General features: G+C 71.5%; 19 protein-coding genes. 8 read left to right on the plus strand and 11 right to left on the minus strand.

What is annotated here, in order from left to right:
- Nucleotides 1-139 precede the first annotated feature (139 nt).
- Nucleotides 140-586: an adenylyltransferase/cytidyltransferase family protein gene (locus ACIQZN_RS10995; RefSeq protein ID WP_073865561.1), complete on the plus strand. Its 447-nt coding sequence runs from the start codon at nucleotides 140-142 to the stop codon at nucleotides 584-586.
- Here ACIQZN_RS10995 and ACIQZN_RS11000 read toward each other — a convergent pair.
- Both ACIQZN_RS11000 and ACIQZN_RS11005 read right to left on the minus strand, forming a co-directional pair.
- On the minus strand, nucleotides 555-1,286 hold the full coding sequence (locus tag ACIQZN_RS11000) for a CDP-alcohol phosphatidyltransferase family protein (RefSeq protein ID WP_403990589.1): 732 nt from the start codon (nucleotides 1,284-1,286) through the stop codon (nucleotides 555-557). The two genes, ACIQZN_RS10995 and ACIQZN_RS11000, sit on opposite strands and share 32 nt — an antisense overlap.
- A 163-nt stretch (nucleotides 1,287-1,449) precedes the next feature.
- Nucleotides 1,450-2,136: a ribonuclease H gene (locus ACIQZN_RS11005; protein WP_403990592.1), complete on the minus strand. Its 687-nt coding sequence runs from the start codon at nucleotides 2,134-2,136 to the stop codon at nucleotides 1,450-1,452.
- Nucleotides 2,137-2,286: 150 nt separating this feature from the next.
- Here ACIQZN_RS11005 and ACIQZN_RS11010 point away from each other — a divergent pair, with 150 nt between their 5' ends.
- From ACIQZN_RS11010 to ACIQZN_RS11030, 5 genes are all read left to right on the plus strand, one after another.
- Complete coding sequence (locus ACIQZN_RS11010) at nucleotides 2,287-2,454, plus strand: DUF6381 family protein (RefSeq protein ID WP_403990595.1); 168 nt, start codon at nucleotides 2,287-2,289, stop codon at nucleotides 2,452-2,454.
- 144 nt (nucleotides 2,455-2,598) lie between these two features.
- The gene (locus ACIQZN_RS11015) at nucleotides 2,599-3,333 is read left to right on the plus strand and encodes an SDR family NAD(P)-dependent oxidoreductase (RefSeq protein WP_403990598.1); all 735 of its coding nucleotides are present in this window, start codon (nucleotides 2,599-2,601) and stop codon (nucleotides 3,331-3,333) included.
- A gap of 88 nt (nucleotides 3,334-3,421) precedes the next feature.
- Nucleotides 3,422-4,054 carry a class I SAM-dependent methyltransferase gene (locus ACIQZN_RS11020; RefSeq protein WP_403990601.1) on the plus strand — a complete coding sequence of 211 codons (633 nt, stop codon included), beginning with the start codon at nucleotides 3,422-3,424 and terminating at the stop codon, nucleotides 4,052-4,054.
- A gap of 128 nt (nucleotides 4,055-4,182) precedes the next feature.
- On the plus strand, nucleotides 4,183-4,449 hold the full coding sequence (locus tag ACIQZN_RS11025) for a hypothetical protein (protein WP_403990604.1): 267 nt from the start codon (nucleotides 4,183-4,185) through the stop codon (nucleotides 4,447-4,449).
- Between the two features lie 3 nt (nucleotides 4,450-4,452).
- Nucleotides 4,453-5,028 carry a hypothetical protein gene (locus ACIQZN_RS11030; RefSeq protein ID WP_403990607.1) on the plus strand — a complete coding sequence of 192 codons (576 nt, stop codon included), beginning with the start codon at nucleotides 4,453-4,455 and terminating at the stop codon, nucleotides 5,026-5,028.
- Between the two features lie 33 nt (nucleotides 5,029-5,061).
- On the opposite strand, the gene ACIQZN_RS11035 is transcribed toward ACIQZN_RS11030, so the two are convergent.
- From ACIQZN_RS11035 to ACIQZN_RS11070, 8 genes are all read right to left on the minus strand, one after another.
- Nucleotides 5,062-5,487: an ATP-binding protein gene (locus ACIQZN_RS11035; RefSeq protein WP_403990610.1), complete on the minus strand. Its 426-nt coding sequence runs from the start codon at nucleotides 5,485-5,487 to the stop codon at nucleotides 5,062-5,064.
- A gap of 178 nt (nucleotides 5,488-5,665) precedes the next feature.
- Nucleotides 5,666-6,463, minus strand: coding sequence for an anti-sigma factor domain-containing protein (locus ACIQZN_RS11040; protein WP_403990613.1), 798 nt, complete (start codon nucleotides 6,461-6,463; stop codon nucleotides 5,666-5,668).
- A gap of 5 nt (nucleotides 6,464-6,468) precedes the next feature.
- Nucleotides 6,469-7,059: an ECF RNA polymerase sigma factor SigK gene (gene sigK / locus ACIQZN_RS11045; protein WP_403990616.1), complete on the minus strand. Its 591-nt coding sequence runs from the start codon at nucleotides 7,057-7,059 to the stop codon at nucleotides 6,469-6,471.
- Nucleotides 7,060-7,150: 91 nt separating this feature from the next.
- Nucleotides 7,151-8,143, minus strand: coding sequence for a 2,3-diaminopropionate biosynthesis protein SbnA (gene sbnA / locus ACIQZN_RS11050; protein ID WP_403990619.1), 993 nt, complete (start codon nucleotides 8,141-8,143; stop codon nucleotides 7,151-7,153).
- Nucleotides 8,144-8,205: 62 nt separating this feature from the next.
- Nucleotides 8,206-9,264, minus strand: a complete 1,059-nt coding sequence (sbnB, locus tag ACIQZN_RS11055; RefSeq protein ID WP_403990622.1) for a 2,3-diaminopropionate biosynthesis protein SbnB — start codon at nucleotides 9,262-9,264, stop codon at nucleotides 8,206-8,208.
- A gap of 5 nt (nucleotides 9,265-9,269) precedes the next feature.
- Complete coding sequence (locus tag ACIQZN_RS11060; RefSeq protein ID WP_403990625.1) at nucleotides 9,270-10,268, minus strand: TauD/TfdA family dioxygenase; 999 nt, start codon at nucleotides 10,266-10,268, stop codon at nucleotides 9,270-9,272.
- The gene (locus ACIQZN_RS11065; RefSeq protein WP_403990628.1) at nucleotides 10,265-12,781 is read right to left on the minus strand and encodes an amino acid adenylation domain-containing protein; all 2,517 of its coding nucleotides are present in this window, start codon (nucleotides 12,779-12,781) and stop codon (nucleotides 10,265-10,267) included. Before ACIQZN_RS11065 ends, ACIQZN_RS11060 begins: the two co-directional genes overlap by 4 nt.
- Complete coding sequence (locus tag ACIQZN_RS11070) at nucleotides 12,778-15,318, minus strand: Pls/PosA family non-ribosomal peptide synthetase (RefSeq protein WP_403990631.1); 2,541 nt, start codon at nucleotides 15,316-15,318, stop codon at nucleotides 12,778-12,780. The genes ACIQZN_RS11065 and ACIQZN_RS11070 overlap by 4 nt, the downstream gene beginning before the upstream one ends.
- A gap of 175 nt (nucleotides 15,319-15,493) precedes the next feature.
- On the opposite strand from ACIQZN_RS11070, the gene ligD reads away from it, so the two are divergent.
- Nucleotides 15,494-16,462, plus strand: coding sequence for a non-homologous end-joining DNA ligase (gene ligD, locus ACIQZN_RS11075; RefSeq protein WP_403990634.1), 969 nt, complete (start codon nucleotides 15,494-15,496; stop codon nucleotides 16,460-16,462).
- Nucleotides 16,463-16,476: 14 nt separating this feature from the next.
- Here the strand turns inward: ligD and ACIQZN_RS11080 are convergent, their stop codons facing one another.
- The gene (locus ACIQZN_RS11080) at nucleotides 16,477-17,226 is read right to left on the minus strand and encodes an IclR family transcriptional regulator (protein WP_403990637.1); all 750 of its coding nucleotides are present in this window, start codon (nucleotides 17,224-17,226) and stop codon (nucleotides 16,477-16,479) included.
- A 265-nt stretch (nucleotides 17,227-17,491) separates the two neighbouring features.
- On the opposite strand from ACIQZN_RS11080, the gene ACIQZN_RS11085 reads away from it, so the two are divergent.
- The gene (locus ACIQZN_RS11085; protein ID WP_403990640.1) at nucleotides 17,492-20,866 is read left to right on the plus strand and encodes a pyruvate carboxylase; all 3,375 of its coding nucleotides are present in this window, start codon (nucleotides 17,492-17,494) and stop codon (nucleotides 20,864-20,866) included.
- Nucleotides 20,867-20,902: the final 36 nt, after the last annotated feature.

The following is a 20,902-nucleotide window of genomic DNA, read 5'->3' on the forward strand; positions in this document are numbered from 1 at the left end:
CACCTGTGTTCCACCGACTGTGCCACCGAGGAACAGCCCCAAAAGCGAGCTTATCCGTTCATGAGATGAGCAAGTGGTCTTCACAGTAAGGTCGTTGGACTATCGCGGACATCGCGTTCACCGTGGGGGGAGAGAACGGATGGTGCACAGGGTCGGTTACGCGCCGGGGGTCTACGACCTGTTCCATGTGGGACACCTCAATATCCTTCGTCATGCGCGCAGCCAGTGCGACTACCTGGTCGCGGGGGTCGTCTCCGACGAGATGGCCACCCTCGCCAAGGGACACCGGCCGGTGATCCCGCTCCCGGAGCGGCTGGAGATCGTGCGGAGCGTGCGCTACGTGGACGCCGCCTTCGTGGAGACCGTGCCGGAGAAGGTGGAGACCTGGCAGCAGGTCAGGTTCGACGTCATCTTCAAGGGGGACGACTGGCGGGACACGGAGAAGGGCAGAAAGCTCGAACGCGACTTCGCCGAGGTGGGGGTGGAGGTCGTGTACTTCCCGTACACCGTGCACACCTCCAGCACCCAGTTGCGGCGGGCGCTGGACACGCTCGTCAGTGCGCCCGGAGCGCTTTCAGCTCCCTGAACCACTTGCCCAGGAACAGGACGAGGAACAGCGCGTGCACGGCGGCGAGTACGGCGTATCCGATCCGGAACGCGGTCTCGTCGCCGAGCAGCAGGAACACCAGGCAGAACACCCCGTAGTCGGCGGGCAGCAGCGCCACGGCCCGCAGCCGGGACGGCGGGGCGGTCGGCCCGGGCGCCGAAGACGTGCCGTGCGCCGGGGCCTTGCCGAGCTGTTCGCGCAGCAGCCCCGCGCAGAAGGTCAGCACGGCGACGAACAGGAAGCCGAGCGGCAGCAGCAGCCAGCCGTCGCCGGGCAGGGCGAAGTACCGGTGGAACGCGATCAGTACGGCGGTGTGGACCAGGATCATCTTGGCGCAGTCGACCACATGGTCCAGCCATTCGCCGTCGGGCCCGCCGCGCCCGGTCAGCCGGGCGAGCTGTCCGTCGGCCGAGTCCAGGGCGAAGCCCACGGCGAGACCGAGATAGACCAGGACGGGCAGCCAGGGGCCCGGGCGCACCAGTGCCACGCAGGCGAGGGCGGTGAAGGTGCACGCCGCACTGGTCAGGGTGACCTGATTGGGCGTCATGCCGAGCCGGTACGCGGCGGCGGCGAAGACCCGGCCGGCCGGGCGGTTCACGTACCGCGAGTAGAGCGAGACCCCCTTGGCCGTCTTCTGCGCCCCGCGCAGCCGCCCGAGCACCGTCGTCGTCGCTTCCATGCGCCCCCCAGCGTCCCGGTGTCGCCACCGCTCCCCCGGCGGCGCTCCCCGCGCGCCGCCGGAGCCGCATCATGGCACGGGGAGACCCGCCGTGCGGGCGGATCGCCCCATCTGATGGGCTTACGGGGTAAGTCGGCCGGGAACAGCCGCCCGGGAGTGCCGGTCAGGCGGAGGCGGTGCGGCACTCCGGGTGGCCCCAGCCGTGGTCGTTCTTCGCGATCATGTCCTTGGCGGCGTAGGGCCGTCCGCAGTGGCAGCGGCCGGCGAACTTGGCCCGGATGGTGGCCCCGCTCCCGGTCTTCCGCGGAGCGGCCTTCTTCGCCGTCGCGCCGGTCCGGCGGCCCTCGGTGGCGCGGGAGGGCGCCGGTACGGGGGTGGCCGAGCCGTGCGCGGTGCCGGCGGCGCTCTGGCTGACGGCGACCTCGCTGGCGGCCTGGTCGGCGAGTGCGTTGAGCGGGTCGCCGCCGACCTGGTGGGCGGGCACGTAGACGAAGGTCACGGCGCGCCCGGTCAGGAGCGCGTCGATGCGGGTGACCAGCTCGCGGTTGGCGACGGGCTTGCCGCCCGAGGTCTTCCAGCCGTTGCGCTTCCAGCCGGGCAGCCACTTGGTGACCGCGTTCATCGCGTACTGCGAGTCCATCCGGACCTCAAGCGCCGCGGCGGGGTCCACGGATTCCAGGAGCTCCTGGAGAGCGGTGAGCTCGGCGACGTTGTTGGTGGCGGTGCCCAGCGGCCCCGCCTCCCACCGCTGGGGACGGCCCTCGGCGTCGGCCACCACATAGGCCCAGGCGGCCGGCCCCGGATTACCCTTCGACGCCCCGTCACACGCGGCGATCATGCGCTCGTTCATACCCTCGATCATGCCAGCGCGCGGGACCGGTTCCGTCCGCCCGCCCCCACCTGCGGCCTTCACATTGCGTGATGCTTCGGCGTGCGTCGGTGACGGGGCGCTGCTTCCCTGAAGGGGCCCGCTCTCCCCTACCGTCCCCGAGGAGTGACGATGAGCGTTGCACGAGAGGTGAACCGAGCCCAGCAGATGCGCGAGAAGGCGCGGCACCTGACCGAGGCCGCGGAGCGCACCAGCGACCCGGAGCAGCGCCGCCGGCTCCAGGAGAAGGCCCGCCAGCTCCAGGAGCAGAGCGAGCGGCCGGACGGCCTCCCCGTGTGACGCAGGGCCGCACAGACCGGTGGACTGTCACTCTTCCATGAGTGGGTGACAGTCCACCGCCGCGTTTCCGGCCCCCTCCGGGGTGGATGATCACCCGCGCCTACGATGGCTCCGCAAGCGAGTACGAGGGAAGTGGGGCCTGCCATGAACGGTCAACCGGTCACCGTGGTCACCGGAGGCAGCCGCGGCATCGGTGCGGCGGTCTGCGTACGCCTGGCGGGTGAGGGCCATGACATCGCGCTGGCGTACCACTCGGACGCCGAGGCGGCCGAGAAGGTCGCCGATGCGGTACGGGGGACGGGCCGGCGCTGCGTGACGGTCCGGGTGGACACGGCGGACGAGACGGATGTGGACCGCCTCTTCGACACCGCCGCCGCCGAGCTGGGCCCGGTCACCGGCCTGGTCAACAACGCGGGCATGAGCGGCCCGGTCGGCCCCCTGGCCGACGCGGACACGGCCGGGATGCGGCGCGCCCTGGAGGTCAACGTCCTCGGCTACCTGCTCTGCGCGCGCCGCGCGGTCCGCGACATGACGGCCTCGGGCGGCGGGGCGATCGTCAATGTGTCCTCGGCCGCGGCCACGCTGGGCAGCCCCGGCGAGTACGTGCACTACGCCGCCGCCAAGGGGGCCGTCGACACGATGACCGTCGGCCTGTCCAAGGAGGTCGGCCCGTCCGGCATCCGCGTCAACGCGGTCGCCCCCGGCGTCATCCGCACCGAATTCCACGCGGACCCGGCCCGCCCCGACAAGCTGGGCCCCGGTATCCCGCTCGGCCGCCCCGGCGAACCGGACGAGATCGCGAGCGCCGTCGCCTGGCTGCTCTCCCCGGACGCCGCGTACGCGACGGGGACGGTGCTGCGGGTGTCGGGCGGGCGCTGAGGGCGGCACACCGGAATGCGGCGGTTTCGGGGCGGGGGTGCGGCTGGTGCAGTAGAAGTGGTGGTGCACCGACAGGAAGGGGCCTGCCATGTCAGCGGGACGAGGTCGCACCGCCGCAGCCGTGTTCGACGCTCTCGGCACCGATTACGAGGCGGCGTTCGGCGCTTCGGCCACGCATCGTGCCTCGCTGGAGCGGCTTCTAGGGGTGCTGCCGCCCCATGCGCGGGTGCTGGACGTGGGCAGCGGTACGGGTCGGCCGACGGCGCGGACCCTGGTGGACGCCGGGCACGAGGTGCTGGGGGTCGATGTCTCGCCGGTGATGGTGGACATCGCCTCGCGCCAGGTGCCGGGGGCCGAATTCCGCTGCGCCGACATCCGTACGCTCCCGCTGGAGGACGGCTCCTTCGACGCGGTGTGCCTGTACTTCGCGCTGTTGCAGATGGAGCGCGAGGACCAGGGCGAGGTGGTGCGCCTGATCGCGCGGGCGCTGCGGCCGGGCGGTCATCTGGCCGTGGCGACGGTGCCGTTCGACGTGGAGGGCGTCAGCGGCACGTTCATGGGCCAGCCGGTCGAGGTGACCAGCTTCGGCGAGGACGCGTTCGTGGCGCTGGTGGAGGACGCCGGGTTCACCGTCCTGTCCCGGGAGAGCACGATGTTCGTGCCCGCCGTCCCGGCGGCCGTGCCCGAGCCGCAGTTGTTCCTGCTGGCCCGGCGGCGCTGAGCGGTCGGACATGCCGTCCGGTCCGGACCGGCCCACAATGAGTTGGCCGGACCTCCGTGGGTACCCGGCACCGCGAGGCTGCCGATGCCCCGCCGCCTGCCCGCGGGGACGACGACGGAGGATCTTCCATGACCGACCGCAGACCAGAGGGCCCTGTCCACGAGGGCGCTTCCCCGAGTCCCCCTCCGGTGCCCGCGGACATGCCCGACCAGCAGGTCCAGGAGGGCGAGGACCCGATGGACGTGCCGGACCCGCCGCGCGCCGGGCAGACCGGGGACAAGGGGCGGGAGGACGAGGACCTGCCCGACCCCGACGAGTCCGGGTCGGGACGCGGTTCCGCCCGTAACGCCGGAGTGCACCCGGAGCATCCGGTGCCGGACGAGTCACCGGGCTGACCCGTGCCCCGTGAGCGCCGGGCCGCCCGGCGCGTCCTGGCGCTCGCGGTGGCCCCGTGCCTCGCCCTGGCGCTCGCCGCCCCGGCGGCCCGTGCGGACGCCGGGGCCGGGCGCGGGGCCGTGTGCGACCCGGACCGTGAGCGCTGCCTCGACGGCAGGCGCCTGCTGTACTGGTACGGCTACGGGCTCGGCGTACACCCGTTCACCACCCCGGAGGCCGTACGCCGGCAGCTCACCGACAACTTCCGGCTGTTCCCGGTGAGCGGGAGCTGCCCGGGGCGCGTCCGTACGGGCGACACCTGCGATCTGCTGGGCGGCAATCCGGTGCGCGTGGAGTCCGCCGCCGGGGACCACCTCCAGATCGCCACGCTCCCCGGCCACGACCTGGGCGACGGCCTGCACATCCGGTTCACCTTCACCCGCTCCCTCGGCTTCCACTACCTGGACGTCGCCGCGTGGCAGGACCGGGAGACGGACTGCACCAGGCAGGTGCTGTGCGGGGCGGCGAGCCGCGCGGGCGCCTGGGTCCTGTGGCAGGTCCTCTCGGACACGCTGACCGTGACCGCCTGGGCGGCCTGAAACGTCTCGCGGAAGGGCGATGGCCCGGCGGGGTCATACGTCCTCGAAGGCCGCGTGTACGCACTTGCCTCCGGGAACGGGCTCGGCGAAGACCCGGGCCCCCAGATCGTCCACGATGTGCAGTCCCATCCCTCCGGTGCCACCGGCCAGGTCCGGAGTGCGGGGAGCCGGTTCCGTACACGAGGTGTCGGTCACCGCGATGTCCAGGCCATGTGCGGTGGTCGTCAGAGTGAGGGCGCGCGGCCCAGGGGTGTACCGGACCGCGTTGGTGACGAGTTCGGACACGATCAGCAGGACGTCGTCATGCCGGTCGGGGGCCAGTGAGGGCTGTGTCCGGTGGAGGTATGCGGAAGCCGCCCGACGAGCCTGCGAAGGGGCTCTCGGATCGGCCGGGAGGGGGGTGGTCTGCGGGCAGGGCCGGTGCGGCGTGGCGCTGCGGTGCGTGACTGATGTGGTCATGGCAGTGTCCGAGGAGGATTCAGCGGTGCAAGGTCCGCCCGGAAGCTTCCCGAGCCAATACTGAGGGCGGCTTCGGCCTGGAGGGTTCGGTCCTCAGGGTGGGAGCGGCCTTACACAAGGGATTCGGAGGCGCCGACGGGATTGTTTGGGGTGATGCGCATCAAAGATGCTCCCCGCGTCAGGCGGGGAGGTCGACCGCGCCGAGAGGCTCGGTGCTCGGCTGCTCGGAGCCCCCGCCGGGTTCGACCGACAGGGCCACCGCCGTGGCGTCGTCGACCGGCCCGTCCAGCAGGGTCAGCCCGGTCGTGGGGCTGCTGCCGAGCAGCCCGGCCGGCACGGCTTTCCCGTCCTCGATGAACCATGCCTCGTAGGTCTTGTCCGCAGCGAGCGGAGGCAGGCCGGAAACGGCGAGGGTGGCCGCGTTCTCGCTGCGGGAGAAGGCGACTGTGGCCGTGCCGCCGTCGCGCATCTCCTGATTTTCGAGCCTGACGTCGGGCGCGGTGAGCACCCGCGCGACATCGTCCTGCCGCTCGTGCACACGCTCGGCCGCCGCTCTGGCGTCCCGGGCCTCCTCGTACTGCCATGTGGCGATGGAGAGGCAGGCGAGCACGACCGCGACGCAGGCCGCGAGCACGACCCGGGGCGGCCGTCCCGAAGGGGCGTACGCCCGGCTGCCCGCCGCCGACGTGACGGGTACGGGCTGCGCGGCGACGGGCGCCCGTGGCGGTGGGGCCGTCTCTCGGGCTCCTGCGGGCGCCTCCTGCGGCGTGAGGGCCACCTTGCGGAGGACCTCCTCGCGCCAGCCGGGCGGCGGGGTCACCGCCGCGGCCTGTCCCAGGAGCGCGGCCGTGGCCCGGAGCTCGGCGACCTCCGCGCGACAGGACGCGCAGCCCTGGAGATGCCGTTCGAAGGCCAGGCGCTCGTCCTCGGGGAGGGCGTGGAGGGCGTAGGCTCCGCTCGCCTCGTGTGGGTCCATGACGTTCACGTCCTTCCCCCGAGGCAGGCGCGCAGCCGGAGCAGCCCGTCCCGCAGACGGGTTTTGACCGTGCCCAGCGGCACGGACAGCGAGTGCGCCACTTCCTTGTAGGTCAGTCCGCCGTAGTAGGCGAGGGCCACCGTCTCGCGCTGGAGGTCGGTGAGCCGGTGCACGCACCGGCGGACCCGCTGCCATTCCAGGTGGTTCTCGACCTGCTCGACCACGTCGTCGAACGGCGGTTCGGATTCCAGGAGCGCCGCCCTGTGCTCGCGGTCGGCGCCGGCCTGCGACGACCGCACGCGGTCCACCGCACGATGGTGCGCGAGCGTCATGATCCAGGTCATCGCGCTCCCGCGATCGGGCTCGAAACGCCCGGAGGTACGCCACACCTCCAGCAGCACGTCCTGGACCACCTCCTCCGACTGCGCCGGGTCCCGCAGAATCCGGTGGACCAGACCCAGCACCGGTCCGGCGGTTCGGTCGTACACGCCGGTGAAGGCATCCCGGTCTCCCGAAGCGGTCCAGAGCAGCAGCTGATCCAGATCGGCCTCGTCGGCCCGTTGCCCGGCGGCCCCTCCGTCATCGGCGGCTTGCACCTGGATACCTCGCTGACCTGTCGACACCGGGTACGGGGACCGTTCCCCGGTGATACAAACACCCCTGGGCGCCGACGGCGATTCGCGTGTATCAAAGCGGTGAATGCGCATGACCCCGCACCCGGCACCCGGCGTCGAGCGGACCCGAGCCGTACAGGTCCTGGACCCAGTTGTCCTGGTACACGGTGTCGAGATAGCGCTCGCCGAGGTCGGGGGCGACGGCCACCGATGTGAGGTCCCGCGTCTCGTGGCGCGCCAGCCACCCGACCGCGCCGCTCACCACCGTGCCGGTGGAGCCGCCGAAGAGGAACCCGCTCCTGGCCAGGCGGCGGCACGCACGGATCGTGTCCGCCTCCTCGACCCGCACCACCTCGTCCACGTAGGACTCGTCCAGGAGCGGCGGGCGCATGCTCATGCCCAGCCCCGGGATCATCCGGCGGCCGGGGTCTCCCCCGAACGCCATGGAGCCGGCGGTGTCCACCGCCACGATCCGTACCGGGCGGTGCCAGGCGCTGAAGTACCGTGCGCAGCCCATCAGCGTTCCGGTGGTCCCGGCCCCCACGAACAGCACGTCCAGCTCCGGGAACGCACGGGCGATCTCCGGCGCCGTCGTCCGGTAGTGCGCCTTCCAGTTGGCCGGGTTGGAGTACTGGCTCAGCCACACGTACCGGTCGTCGGAGGCGCACAGGCGCCGGACATGGTCCAGCCGGGCGCCGAGGAACCCGCCGTTGGCCTCCTGGCCGGCGACGAGATGGACCTCGCCGCCGAGGGCCTCCATCATCAGCCGGGTGGCCAGGTTGCACCTGGAGTCCGTCACACAGACGAACCGGTAGCCCTTGCTTGCCGCGATCATGCTCAGCGCCACGCCGAGGTTGCCGGAGGAGGACTCGACGAGCACGGAATCGGCCGTCAGCGAGCCGTCACGCTCGGCCGAGGCGACCATCTCGGCGGCGGCCTTGAGTTTGATCGAACCGGCGAAGTTGAAGCCCTCGCACTTCAGGAGCAGTGCCTGTCCGAAGATCCGCTCGATGTCCACGTAGAGCTCTTGTTCGTCGAAGTCCTGAGGAACAGTGATGACCGACACGGTGAACTCCTCTGGCGCGTGCTTCCTGTGCGAGCTGTGCTGGGGTGGGGTGGGACGGCGGTTCATCCATAGCGGCTGAGTTCGTGGAAGAAGCCGTCGACGGTCCGCAGTTCTCCGGCGCCTGCGACCCGGTCGTAGACGAAGCCGCCGACCGCGAGATCGAGCACCCCGAGACCGAACGGTGAGAAGACGGCCGGCCGGTTCTCCGGCACCGTCACCCGCCCGGCCGTCACGTCGTCCAGCGTGCCGTGCACGAAGTCCCGGCTGCCGGTGAGCTGCTCGGTCAGATGAGGGGAGGTGCCCGCCCTGAGGCAGTGCTCGACGTCGTCCACGATGTTGGTGGAGGCCAGCAGGACCTGAGGGGCGAGGTCGCGCAGCGACACGTGCAGCACCACGGGGTTGTGGTCGAACCACCCCGGCTCCTCGACATGGGGTTCGCCGGCGACGGTCGCGAAGACGACGAGATCGCTGGTACGGATGAGCTCTTCCGGGGAATGGTGCACCGTGACGGGCGCCGCGCATCCGGACTGCTCCACGTACAGCCGGAAACCGGCCGTGCTCTCCGGCGAGACGTCGTACAGCCCAATGGCGTCGGACGGCCATCCCGTGCCTTCGAGGAACGTGTGGATGTACCGGGCGATCAGGCCCGTGCCGAAGAACCCGACGCGCGTGGGCCGTGGCCGGTCGCGGCTGAGAGCGCGGGCCGCCGAGACCGCGGACGCGGCCGTTCTCGTGGCACTGATGATCGAACTCTCCAGACAGGCGAACGGGTAGCCCGTGCGGGGGTCGTTGAGGATCAGCACGGCCGAGGCGCGGGGGACCCCGGACCTCACGTTCGCGGGAAAGCTGGAGATCCACTTCAGTCCGTCGACCGGCGCCTCGCCGCCCAGGGAAGCGGGCAGCGCGATCATCCGGGACGTCGCCCGGTCCGGGAAGCGGAGGAACGACGAGGGCGGGTTCACCGTCAGGCCGTCGGCGTGCAGCCGGTAGGCGGCTTCGACCACCTCCACGATCTCCTTCTCGCGTCCCTCCAGAGCGTGCCGGACCTGGTCGCCGGGGATCACCGCGAACGAGGGAACGGTGACGTCCTCGTCGACGGATGCGCTGCGGTACGTGTTCATGGGGGTCACACCTCGATCGTCGGCGCGCAGGTGCCGGGCCCGTTCGGTGCGGCCATGGCGACGACCACGTCGCGCGGCCCCTCATAGGGCTCCCTGCTGTGTGCGGTACGGATGTTGTCGATGAGGAGGAGATCACCGGCCCACCACGGCGGGCGCACGGTGCGTTCCGCGTACGCCGCGTTGATGAGCCGGACGACGTCCTCACCGATCGCCTCGCCGTCGCCGTAGCGCGTGTTGAACGGGAGGCCGTCGGGCCCGTACTCGTCGAGGAGGTACTCACGCACCTCGGGGGCGAGTGTCCACTCGTTCAGGAAGGCGACCTGGTTGAACCAGCACCGCTGTCCGTCGGCGGGGTGGCGCACCACGGCGCTGCGCCGCTGCTCGGTGCGGAGTCCTCCGCCGGGCTGCCAGGCGTACGTGATCGCGTGGGCGTCGCAGTAGCGCTCCACTTCGCCGCGGTCGTCGGTGCCGAACGCCTCGGTCACCGTGGCTCCGATCTCGCCGTTGTAGCTGCGCGTCAGGAGCCAGCCCTCGCGCTCGAACCGGTCGGTCAGCGTCGACGGCAGGGCACGGAGTACGCCCGCCGCGTCGGCGAGGCCGATGGTCCCGCCCGTGGTGGGCTCCGAGAGACACGCGAAGAGCAGCACCTGAGGGAACCCGAGGGTGTAGCTCAGCTCGTGGTGCATGCACATGGGCTGGTTCGGTGGCCAGGCGGAGGACGAGTGGACGCCGGGTGCGTGACGCTCCCGGTGAGCGAACGCCTCCCTCTCCACGACCGGTTCGACACCCAGTTGCCCGAGGACGGCGGCTACGTCGGCGGGGGTGCGCAGGCCCAGGCCGCGGACCAGGACGGCCCCGTGTTCCGCAAGTGCCGTGTGCAGCTCGTCCCGGGCTCCGGCCGCCCAGCGAGCGGGGTCGCCGGCCGTCGGGACGCGCAGCGTCGCGGGCAGGTCCGGCCCCGGCTCCGGATCGAGCGGTGAGACGGTCGTCTCCATGGAAGTCATCGTGAACTCCTTGAGGTGGTGGTCGGTTCATGGGTGGAGCGTTCGTCGAGGAGTGAGGCCAGATCGGTGAGTACGGGGTGACGGACCAGCTCCTTGAGCGAGACCTCCCGGTCCAGCAGGACCGCCACGCGCACTGCCGTGAGCGAGGTTCCGCCGCGGTCGAAGAAGTTGTCCCGCCGGCCCACGCTCTCCGCCGGTATCCCGAGCGCCTCGGCCCACAGCGACGCCACACGCCGTTCGGCGGGCGTACGGGGCGGGTCGTCGTCACCGCTTTCCGGGCATACCGCCTGCGTGGACTCCGCCGCACGTGAGGTGAGTTCACGGCGGTCGATCTTTCCGTTGGCGGTCAGCGGCAGAGTCTCCAGCCGGCGGAAGGCGGACGGAAGCATGTACGCGGGCAGGGTGACGGAGAGCCGGTCCTTCAGGGCATCGGAGGGCAGCGGGCGTTCACCGCTGTAGAAGGCGGTCAGCTGCCGCTCCCGTTCGGCCCCTTCTGTGATCACCACGGCACCGTCGCGCACTCCGGGGACCCGGAGGAGAGCGCTCTCGATCTCACCGATCTCGACCCGGAAACCGCGGATCTTGACCTGCGCGTCCCTGCGGCCGAGGAACTCCAGCTGCCCGTCCGGAAGCCAGCGGCCGTAGTCCCCTCCCAAGTGGAGGCGCGCACCCGGGTGGAAGGGATCGGGCAGGAAGACCGCGCGGGTCCGGTCCGGATCGTTGATGTATCCCCGCCCGACGCAGAGCCCGGCGAAGGCGATGGCCCCTGGGGCGCCCAACGGCACCGGGGAGAGGTGCTCGTCGAGGAGATAGACGCTCACGTTGTTGACGGGACGGCCGAGCGGCACGCTCTCCGACTCCGGCACCCGGTCCAGGACCGCGTGGTTGGTGTCGTCGGACGTCTCGGTCAGCCCGTAGGCGTTGACCAGTGGCACCCCGGGGACGGTGGCGAACCAGCGCCTGACGAGACCCTTCTTGAGGGCTTCGCCCGTGACCGACACACAGCGCAGGTGGGGCAGTTTGCGCGGGTGCCGTTCCAGGAAGGCCAGGACGGCGTCGAGGTAGGACGGGACCACCTGGAGAACTCCTGCCCTGCCCTCGTCCAGCGTGTCGACGAACCGCCGTACGTCCAGGACCGCGTCCTGGCCGACCAGCAGTGTGCGGCCGCCGGCCAGCAGAGCGGCCAGGAGCTGCCACACGGAGATGTCGAAGCACTGGGGCGCGGTCTGGGCGACCACATCGCCCTCTCCGATCCCCAGGTCCTCGATCTTCGCGAACAGGTGGTTGAGCATTCCCGCGTGCTCCACCATCGCGCCCTTGGGCTCGCCGGTGGAGCCGGAGGTGAAGATGACGTACGCGAGATCGTCGGGGCCGACCCGCACATCGGGGTCGGACTCCTCGTGGTCCTCCTCGCACAAGGTGCCGATGAATGACGTCCGGACCTCTGGCAGCTCGCCCACGGCGCGGTCGAGCGCGGTGGTGCTGCCGGGTTCGGTGAGGACCAGACCGCAGTCGGCCCGGGTGAGCATGGCGGCGATGCGGGCGGCGGGGAAACGCGGCTCGATGGGCAGGTAGACACCGCCGGCTTTGAGGACCGCGAGGACCGCGACCAGCCAGTCCAGGTTCCGTTCGGTCATCACGGCGACGACCTGCTGCCGGCCGAGCCCCGAGTCCAGCAGGGCGTGGGCCAGCCGGTTGGCACGACGGTCGAGCTCCCCGTAGGTCCATCGCCGGTCACCGTGCACGGCCGCGACCGTGTCCGGGTGGGTGTGCGCCCGCCGCGCGAAGAGTTCGTGGAAGCGCAGGTCGGGGAGTGGGCGGACCGGTCCGGCGAGGCCGTCGGTCTGGTGGCGCAGCTCCTCGGGTGACAGCAGACTCTGCCGCCCGTGCGGCGCGTCGGGACCGGCTGCGATCAGCCTGAGCGCGGTGAGGTGGTAACCGACGACCCTGGTGGCGTACTCCTCGTCGAAGAGCTCTGTCGCGTACCGCAGCCGCAGTACGCATCCGGCCGCACGGCGGATGACTTCCAGCTGGAGGGCGGCCTCCCGCACGGGCTCGCCGCCGCCGTCCGGATCGAACACCACCGCGGGACCGGTGGCGGGGAGCCCCAGCTCCGCACGCAGGGCGCCGAGCGGGACGTCGCTGTGGGCCAGCAGCTCCGAGTGGGTGCGGTCGGCGTGGAGGACCAGCGACCGCCACGAGACGCAGCCGGTCGACAGCCGGCAGGGCAGGGGGCCGTCGGCAGGGGCCGCCAGACAGCCGGTGGTCACGGTGGTTTCCCCGGTCAGCGAGGCCAGCACCTTGGCATGCGCGGCCAGAGCCGGAGCGGTGGGGCGGACTCCCATGGACTTCGTCAGGCTGTCCAGCGCGGCGACCAGCGTTTCCGGGAGTGCCGCCTCGACCACCGAGGTTCCGGGCACCGGGTCGCGCGTCCAGCGCGCGGGTGAGGTCGTGCCTCCGGCGGTGAGCACGTCCCGCCAGTAGGCCGGGCCGGTGTACGCCGAGGTGTTCATCGGGTCGCCTCCTCACACCCGGCCGTGTCCCGGGCGAGCTGGTGAGCGGGATTCCCACCCCAGAGGACATTCGCCGGCACCGATTCCCCCTTCATGAGGAAGGAGTCGGGGGCGAGGACAGCTCCGTCGCCGATCGTGACGCCGTAGTGGACGAAGGCTCCGACTCCGAGCGTGCAGCCGGCACCGATGTGGGAGCGGTCGGACTTGAAGGCGCCGTCCTCCTGGGAGTGGCACTGGACGACGCTGCCGGCGTTGAGCGTGCAGCCGTCCCCGAGGGTGACCATCGTGCGTTCCGTGAGGAAGCAGCCGTCGTCGAAGACCTGCCGGCCGATGCGCACACCGAGCGACCGCCAGATCAGCCCCTTGAAGGGGGTTCCGTCGAAGGCCTTGAGGAACAGTTCCGACGGCACCTTCCAGAAGCGCTCGCGGCGCCAGAAGCGGAGGTCGTAGATCGAGCAGAAGAGCGGGGCGGGCGGGTGGGAGAACGTGACCGCGCGTTCCACGAGGACGAAATAGGCGGTACTGATGAGCAGGACCAGAGCGTTGCCCAGTGCTACGGCTATGGCGCCGGTCGACGTGTAGAGCTCGGCGGAGGCCGATACGGCCAAGGTGACCAGAAATGCGTATCCCCACCTGACCAGCAGATACAGTCCCATGGTGGCGGCGTTGTGCCTGTTCTTGGCGGCCAGGCCGGCCCGGAGTTCGCCATCGGTCCGCGTGACGGCGACGTCGTTGTCCCGCTGGACCGACCGCGGTATCTCGAAACTGGGCGAGCCCAGCAGGCCGACGTCCTCCCGGATCTTCCCGTCCACCGGCACCATCACCTTGGTGGCCAGGAGGCAGTTGTCGCCCGTTCGCCCCTGGGAGGGGTAGGCGATCCTGTTGCCCAGGAAGTTGCGCGCCCCGATCGCGGTGCGGGAGACGCGGAAGGACGTACTGGAGTACTCCGCGTTGTTGACCGAGAGTCCGTCGGCGACCATCGTCCCGGTTCCGACCGCACTCAGACAGGGCGCCTCGTGCTTCACCTCGGTCCCGAAGTTCGATCCCGTCTGCTCCACCCGGGAGAGGTCGTATCCGAGAAGGCGCAGATAGCCCACCACGGCGGAGCTGTCACCGAACAGGCGCGTCAGGAAGGGCCGGTTCGTCAGCAGTGCGATGGCCCGGTGCACGCCGTAGTGGAAGCCGTACAGGGGATAGACCCGGCCCGGGACGAGCATGCGCGCGAGCAGCCGTGGAACCGTGGCGAGTACGAGAAATCCGAGCGGCAGGACCACGAAGAGCAGCACGAAGGAGATGAGCAGGGCATCCCGGTAGAAGACCCACGTCGTGAGGACCGAGGGCCCCGGTTCCAGCACCGCGGAGAGTTGCGGGGCTTCGGCGAGCAGCAGCCCGGCACCTCCTACGGCCAGTGGCAGGTAGACCAGCAACGCGACCAGCAGCTGGGTGACGCTGTGGAGCGACCTGCGCAGGGGGCCGCAGGACGCGGCTTCCACGACCGGGTAGGGCCCGTCGGCGCGCCGGGCCGGTGAGCCGTGCCAGTGCTCCTCCGCCGGAACGGCCTGGCCGCTGTGGAGGGCGGACGCGTGCGCGAGCCGGGCGCCGTCGCCGAGCGATGTTCCGATGTCGAGCACTGACGCCTCGGCGACGACCGCGTTCTTCCCGAGCGTCACGGGCCCGGTCTCGATGACGCCGCCGCGGGCGCGGTAGCCGGTGAAGTAGCAGTCCTTGCGGATGACCGAGAAGTCGCCGAGGGACAGCAGGTCGGTGCAGAGCGGCACATGGCGGGAGAAGACCACGACGCCCGTCCCGATCCGGGCCCCCAGCGCCCTGAGGTAGAACGTGTAGAGGGGCGACCCGACGAAGAGGACCAGGGGGTTCGAGCGGACGAGCGTCCGTACGACCCAGAGCCGGACGTAGGCGGGACTCCAGATACGCATGCGGCGGGGCTTCCAGCGCCCGATGAGCACCCACTTGGCGAGGACCGGCACGGCGCACAGTCCCAGGAAGGCCATGCCTCCGAAGACGACCGAGCGGAGATACACGTCGAGGACGCCGGACCCGGCGGATATCCACTCGTAGCCCCGGACACCGGCGAACGCGATGAGGCACGAGTAGACGAGGAAGGCGAGCAGTTGCGTCACCCCGCACAGCACATAGGCCGAGCGGCCCGACGGGGCGGCGGCCGCCTCGGTGGAGGGGGCGGGACGCGGGCGCGGCGGTTCGGCTGCCGGGGTGGGCGGGGTCAGCGCGCGGGCCAGGTCCCGGACCGTGCTGTGTGCGTAGACGTCCCGCATCGAGACCGGCGGAAGGCCGGAGTGCTTCCTCACCCGCGCGCAGAAATGGGCCATCACCAGGGAGTCGGCCCCCAGGTCGCGGAAGAAGTCGCCGTCGACCGCCACGTGGTCCCGGCGCAGGACATCGGCCAGCACAGCGGCGAGCGTCGGTTCGACGCCGGCGGTCGGCTCGGCGGGGGGTCTGCGCGCGGCAGGGGCACGTCCGGGTGCCGAGGACGGGACGTTGACCTGTGCTCCGGTCATCGGTGGCTCCCTCGAAGGGGTGCGCGCACGTCGGGGCCGACTCCGTGTGAGCGGCACGTGGGCGCTCTCTACCTAGCGTTCGAGGCAGGCAGCGTGAAAGTTTGCCCCTTTCGGAGCATTCGTTGAAATACCGTGAAACGCGCGAGGAGCGGCCGGCCGTTCGATCATGGAGGCTATGGCCCCCATCCCCGCCGACGCCTCCGGGGCACCCCCGTGGATCGCACCGATGCTGGCCGTGCCCGGACCGCTCCCCGTACCGGACACGGAGTGGGCCTTCGAGGCCAAGTGGGACGGTGCCCGGTGCGTCGTCGCGACCCCGGGCGACGGCACCCTGCGGCTGACCTCGCGGGCCCGCAACGACGTCACCCCGACCTATCCGGAGCTGCACGCGCTCGGTGACGTGCTGCGCGGCCGCAGCGTGGTCCTGGACGGCGAGATCGTGGCCCTGGACGCCTCGGGGCGATCCGACTTCGGGCTGCTCCAGCGCCGGATGGGCGTCCTGAACGCGCGCCGCGCCGCCCGCCTGGCGCTGGACGTCCCCGCGCACCTGGTGGTCTTCGACGTGCTGTACCTGGACGGCCGGAAGCTGTCGGCGCTGGGTTACGAGGAGCGCCGCGCGGTCCTGTCCGGTCTGCTGTCCGGGGGGCCGCACTGGTCGGTGCCGTCCTATGTGCGCGGGCAGGGCGCGAAGGCGTGGGACACCGTCGTGCGCGGGGGCCTGGAGGGAGTGGTCGCCAAGCGGCTCTCGTCCCCGTACAGACCGGGTCTCCGTTCACCCGACTGGCGCAAGACCAAGCGGGTCGAGACGCTGGACGTGGTCATCGGCGGCTGGACCCAGCGCAAGGGCGCGCCCGCCGGTGTCCCCGGGGCGGTGCTGGTCGGACTGGACGAGCCGGCGGGGCTGCGGTACGCGGGGTCCGTGGGGTCGGGGATGTCCGACCGGGAGCTGGGCGAGCTGAGGGAGTACTTCACGGTGATCGCACGTCCGGGCTCCCCGTTCACGGGGCCGGTCGACGTGGCCGGGGTGCACTGGGTGGAGCCGAGGCTCGTGGCGGAGGTCAGCGCGTCGCAGTGGACGGCGGCGGGGCGGCTGCGTCATCCGGTGTGGCAGCGGCTGCGGCCGGACCTGACCCGGCTCGACTGACCGCGGGCGGCCCCTCAGCCGGGCAGCGTGAGCCTGCGGGAGACGCTGACGGCGGCCGAAAGGAGTTCCGCGCGGACCCGGGAGGTGCGGTACATCCGGTCGGACCGGAAGGAGATGCCGAGCGAGCCGATCTGCTCGCCGCTGTACACCGGGACCGCGACGCAGGTCGTGCCGGGTACGTACTCCTCGCGGTCCATGACCACGGGCGCGGGCGAGCCGTCGAGCTGCTGGACCAGCTCCTCGCGGTGGGTGATCGTCCGGGGGGTGAGCCCGGTCAGATCGTGCCGGGAGAAGTAGTCGTCCCGGGCCTCGTCGTCGAGCTCCTTCAGCACGGACTTGCCGAGCGCCGTGGCATGCCCGGCCTCGTGGAGCCCCACCCACAGGTCCACGCGCGGGGTGCGCGCGCTGTCCACGATCTCCATGACCCGGATCTCGCCGTCCACGTAGAGCGTCAGGTAGGCGGCGGCCCCCAGGTCGTTGCGCAGGTCGGTGAGGGCGGGCCGTACCCGGGCGGGCACCGGCTGCGTGCCCGGGCCGCCGCCCGGGGCGTTGTCGGCGAGGACGTAGGTGTGGTCCTCCAGCTCCCGCACATAGCCGTCGCCGATCAGCATGGGCAGCAGCTCGTGCACGGTGGCCGGGGGAAGTCCCGCCTCCCGGGCCAGCTGCTGCGCGGTGGCCTCGCCCCCGTGGGCGCCCGCGGCCTCCAGCAGGCGGAGGGCGCGCCGGACGGTGGCGACGGGTTCGGGGCCGGCGTGGTCGGCCATGCCCACCAGCATGGCCCCGCCGCCAAGAACCGGCAAAACATCGTGGTGGCGGGGGTGCGTCCGGGGGACGTTTTGGGGCGTGACGCAAGCCATCTTTTGCGCTCGCGATCTCGGGGGAAGTCTCCGGTACGGTGTCGAACGCTCCGTACCGGGAAGGTCACGGAGCACCTCGCCACCGCCGTACGGTCTCCGACGCGGAGCAGCGTGTCCGTGCCGTACCGCCCGTCCTCGACGCCACACAGCCGCGACACGACTGGGGAGTTTGATGTTCGACAAGGTATTGGTCGCCAACCGCGGGGAGATCGCGATCCGCGCGTTCCGCGCGGCCTTCGAGCTGGGCATCTCCACGGTGGCCGTGTATCCGCACGAGGACCGCAACTCGCTGCACCGGGCCAAGGCGGACGAGGCGTACCGGATCGGGGAGCCGGGTCATCCGGTGCGGGCGTATCTGTCGGTGGACGAGGTGGTGAAGGCGGCCCGCAAGGCGGGGGCGGACGCGATCTACCCCGGTTACGGCTTCCTGTCGGAGAATCCGGACCTGGCGGCGGCGTGCGCGGAGGCCGGCATCACCTTCGTCGGGTCCCCGGCGTCGGTGCTGAACCTGACGGGCAACAAGTCGCGTGCGGTGGCGGCGGCCCGGGAGGCCGGTGTGCCGGTGCTGAAGTCGTCCGAACCGTCCGAGGACGTGGACGCCCTGGTCGCGGCCTCGGAGGAGATCGGCTTCCCGGTCTTCGTGAAGGCGGTCGCCGGGGGCGGCGGGCGCGGTATGCGGCGGGTCGCGGAGGCCGGTGAGCTGCGCGAGGCGATCGACGCGGCGATGCGCGAGGCGCGGTCCGCGTTCGGTGACGCGACGGTGTTCCTGGAGCAGGCGGTGATCAATCCCCGTCATATCGAGGTGCAGATCCTGGCCGATGCCGAGGGCAATGTGGTGCACCTCTACGAGCGGGACTGCTCGCTCCAGCGCCGCCACCAGAAGGTGGTCGAGATCGCGCCGGCCCCGAATCTGGACCCGGAGCTGCGGGCGCGGATCTGCGCCGACGCGGTCGCCTTCGCCCGGCACATCGGGTACGTGAACGCCGGCACCGTCGAATTCCTGGTCGACGAGCGCGGCAACCACGTCTTCATCGAGATGAACCCGCGCATCCAGGTCGAGCACACCGTGACGGAGCAGGTCACCGGCCGGGACCTGGTGATCGCGCAGCTGCGCATCGCGGCGGGCATGACGCTGCCCGAACTGCGCCTGTCCCAGGAGACCATCACCCTCAACGGGACCGCGATGCAGTGCCGCATCACGACGGAGGACCCGGTCAACGGCTTCCGTCCGGACACCGGCACCATCTCCGCGTACCGCTCCCCCGGCGGCCCGGGTGTGCGCCTGGACGGCGGAACCGTGCACACGGGTGCGGAGGTGTCGGCGCACTTCGACTCGATGCTGGTCAAACTCACGTGCCACGGCCACGACTTCGCCAACGCGGCCCGGCGGGCGCGCCGGGCGATCGCCGAGTTCCGCATCCGCGGGGTGGCGACCAATCTGCCGTTCCTGGGCGCGGTGCTCGACCACCCGGAGTTCCGGGCGGGGCGCATCACGACCTCGTTCATCGACGAGCACCCGGAGCTGATCCGGACCCGGCCGTCGGCCGACCGGGGCAGCCGGATGCTCAGCTACCTGGCGGAGACCACGGTCAACCGCCCGTACGGGCCCCGCCCTTCGGTCATCGACCCGGCGGACAAGCTGCCCGCGCTGCCCCCGGGCACGCCGCCGCCCGGTTCGCGGCAGCGGCTGGCCGAGCTGGGTCCGGAGCGGTTCGCCGCCGAACTGCGGGCGCAGTCGGCGGTCGCGGTCACGGACACCACGTTCCGCGACGCCCATCAGTCGCTGCTCGCCACCCGGGTGCGCACCCGGGACCTGCTGGCGGTGGCGCCGCATGTGGCGTACACCGTCCCGCAGTTGCTGAGCCTGGAGTGCTGGGGCGGGGCCACCTACGACGTGGCGCTGCGGTTCCTGGCGGAGGACCCGTGGGAGCGGCTGGTCAAGCTCCGTGAGGCGGTGCCCAACATCTGTACGCAGATGCTGCTGCGCGGCCGCAACACGGTGGGCTACACGCCGTATCCGACGGAGGTCACCGAGGCGTTCGTCTCGGAGGCGGCCTCGGCCGGGATGGACATCTTCCGGATCTTCGACGCCCTCAACGACGTGTCGCAGATGCGTCCGGCGATCGACGCGGTACGCGCCACGGGCACCTCGCTGGCGGAGGTGGCGCTGTGCTACACCGCCGACCTGTCGGACCCGGGCGAGACCCTGTACACGCTGGACTACTACCTGCGGCTGGCCGAGCAGATCGTGGAGGCGGGCGCCCATGTGCTCGCCATCAAGGACATGGCGGGGCTGCTGCGCCCGCCGGCCGCGCGCACCCTGGTGGCGGCGTTGCGCGAGCGGTTCGACCTGCCGGTGCACCTGCACACCCATGACACGGCGGGCGGCCAGCTGGGCACGCTGATCGCGGCGATCGACGCCGGGGTGGACGCGGTGGACGCGGCCGTCGCCTCGATGGCCGGGACGACCAGCCAGCCGCCCCTGTCCGCGCTGGTCGCGGCCACGGACCACACCGAGCGCGCGACGGGCCTCTCGCTCCAGGCGGTCGGTGATCTGGAGCCGTACTGGGAGGCGACCCGCAAGGTGTACGCCCCGTTCGAGTCGGGGCTCGCCTCGCCGACGGGCCGGATCTACCACCACGAGATCCCGGGCGGTCAGCTGTCCAACCTGCGGCAGCAGGCCATCGCCCTGGGCCTCGGGGACCGGTTCGAGCTGATCGAGGACTGCTATGCGGCGGCCGACCGGATGCTGGGCCGGCTGGTGAAGGTGACGCCGTCCTCGAAGGTGGTCGGTGACCTGGCGCTGCACCTGGTGGGCGCGGGTGTGGAGGCGGCGGACTTTGAATCGGACCCGGGGAAGTTCGACGTACCGGACTCGGTGATCGGGTTCCTGCGCGGTGAGCTGGGCGACCCGCCCGGCGGCTGGCCCGAGCCGTTCCGCACCCGGGCCCTCAAGGGCCGCCCGGACAAGGCGAAGACGCCGCACCTGTCGGACGAGGACCGCGAGGCGCTGCGCGACTCGCCGCGCGCGACGCTGAACCGGCTGCTGTTCCCGGGCCCGACGAAGGAGTTCACCGCGCACCGGGAGGCGTACGGCGACACCTCGGTGCTGCCGACGCCGGACTTCCTGTACGGACTGGAGCCGGAGACCGAGCACCCGGTCGAGTTGGAGCCCGGGGTCACCCTGCTGTTCGAGCTGGAGGCCATCTCCGAGGCGGACGAGCGCGGCTTCCGCAGCGTACTGGCCACGCTCAACGGGCAGTTGCGGCCGGTCTCGGTGCGGGACAGGTCCGTGGCGACCGAGGTGAAGGCGGCGGAGAAGGCCGACCGGACCAACGCGGGGCACGTTGCGGCGCCGTTCGCCGGGGTGGTGACGCTCCAGGTGGAGGAGGGCGCGTCCGTGTCGGCCGGGCAGACGGTCGCCACGATCGAGGCGATGAAGATGGAGGCGTCGATCACCGCGCAGTCCGCCGGTACGGTGCGCCGCCTGGCGATCGGCCGGGTCCAGCAGGTGGAGGCGGGCGACCTGCTCATCGAGATCGGCTGACCCCGCGCGGGGCCGCCCGCCGGTGGAGGAGAGCTT

This window comes from Streptomyces sp. NPDC097595, from assembly GCF_044761525.1.
GTDB lineage: Bacteria > Actinomycetota > Actinomycetes > Streptomycetales > Streptomycetaceae > Streptomyces > Streptomyces drozdowiczii_A.

Coding starts and splice junctions, on each gene's coding strand:
- ACIQZN_RS11080 (WP_403990637.1), bottom strand. CDS start 17,226: ATGGCCGACCACGCCGGCCCCGAACCCGTCGCCACCGTCCGGCGCGCC.
- ACIQZN_RS11005 (WP_403990592.1), bottom strand. CDS start 2,136: ATGAACGAGCGCATGATCGCCGCGTGTGACGGGGCGTCGAAGGGTAAT.
- ACIQZN_RS11020 (WP_403990601.1), top strand. CDS start 3,422: ATGTCAGCGGGACGAGGTCGCACCGCCGCAGCCGTGTTCGACGCTCTC.
- ACIQZN_RS10995 (WP_073865561.1), top strand. CDS start 140: ATGGTGCACAGGGTCGGTTACGCGCCGGGGGTCTACGACCTGTTCCAT.
- ACIQZN_RS11025 (WP_403990604.1), top strand. CDS start 4,183: ATGACCGACCGCAGACCAGAGGGCCCTGTCCACGAGGGCGCTTCCCCG.
- ACIQZN_RS11085 (WP_403990640.1), top strand. CDS start 17,492: ATGTTCGACAAGGTATTGGTCGCCAACCGCGGGGAGATCGCGATCCGC.
- ACIQZN_RS11035 (WP_403990610.1), bottom strand. CDS start 5,487: ATGACCACATCAGTCACGCACCGCAGCGCCACGCCGCACCGGCCCTGC.
- sbnB (WP_403990622.1), bottom strand. CDS start 9,264: ATGAACACGTACCGCAGCGCATCCGTCGACGAGGACGTCACCGTTCCC.
- ACIQZN_RS11010 (WP_403990595.1), top strand. CDS start 2,287: ATGAGCGTTGCACGAGAGGTGAACCGAGCCCAGCAGATGCGCGAGAAG.
- ACIQZN_RS11015 (WP_403990598.1), top strand. CDS start 2,599: ATGAACGGTCAACCGGTCACCGTGGTCACCGGAGGCAGCCGCGGCATC.
- ligD (WP_403990634.1), top strand. CDS start 15,494: ATGGCCCCCATCCCCGCCGACGCCTCCGGGGCACCCCCGTGGATCGCA.
- ACIQZN_RS11000 (WP_403990589.1), bottom strand. CDS start 1,286: ATGGAAGCGACGACGACGGTGCTCGGGCGGCTGCGCGGGGCGCAGAAG.
- ACIQZN_RS11060 (WP_403990625.1), bottom strand. CDS start 10,268: ATGACTTCCATGGAGACGACCGTCTCACCGCTCGATCCGGAGCCGGGG.
- ACIQZN_RS11040 (WP_403990613.1), bottom strand. CDS start 6,463: ATGGACCCACACGAGGCGAGCGGAGCCTACGCCCTCCACGCCCTCCCC.
- ACIQZN_RS11070 (WP_403990631.1), bottom strand. CDS start 15,318: ATGACCGGAGCACAGGTCAACGTCCCGTCCTCGGCACCCGGACGTGCC.
- ACIQZN_RS11065 (WP_403990628.1), bottom strand. CDS start 12,781: ATGAACACCTCGGCGTACACCGGCCCGGCCTACTGGCGGGACGTGCTC.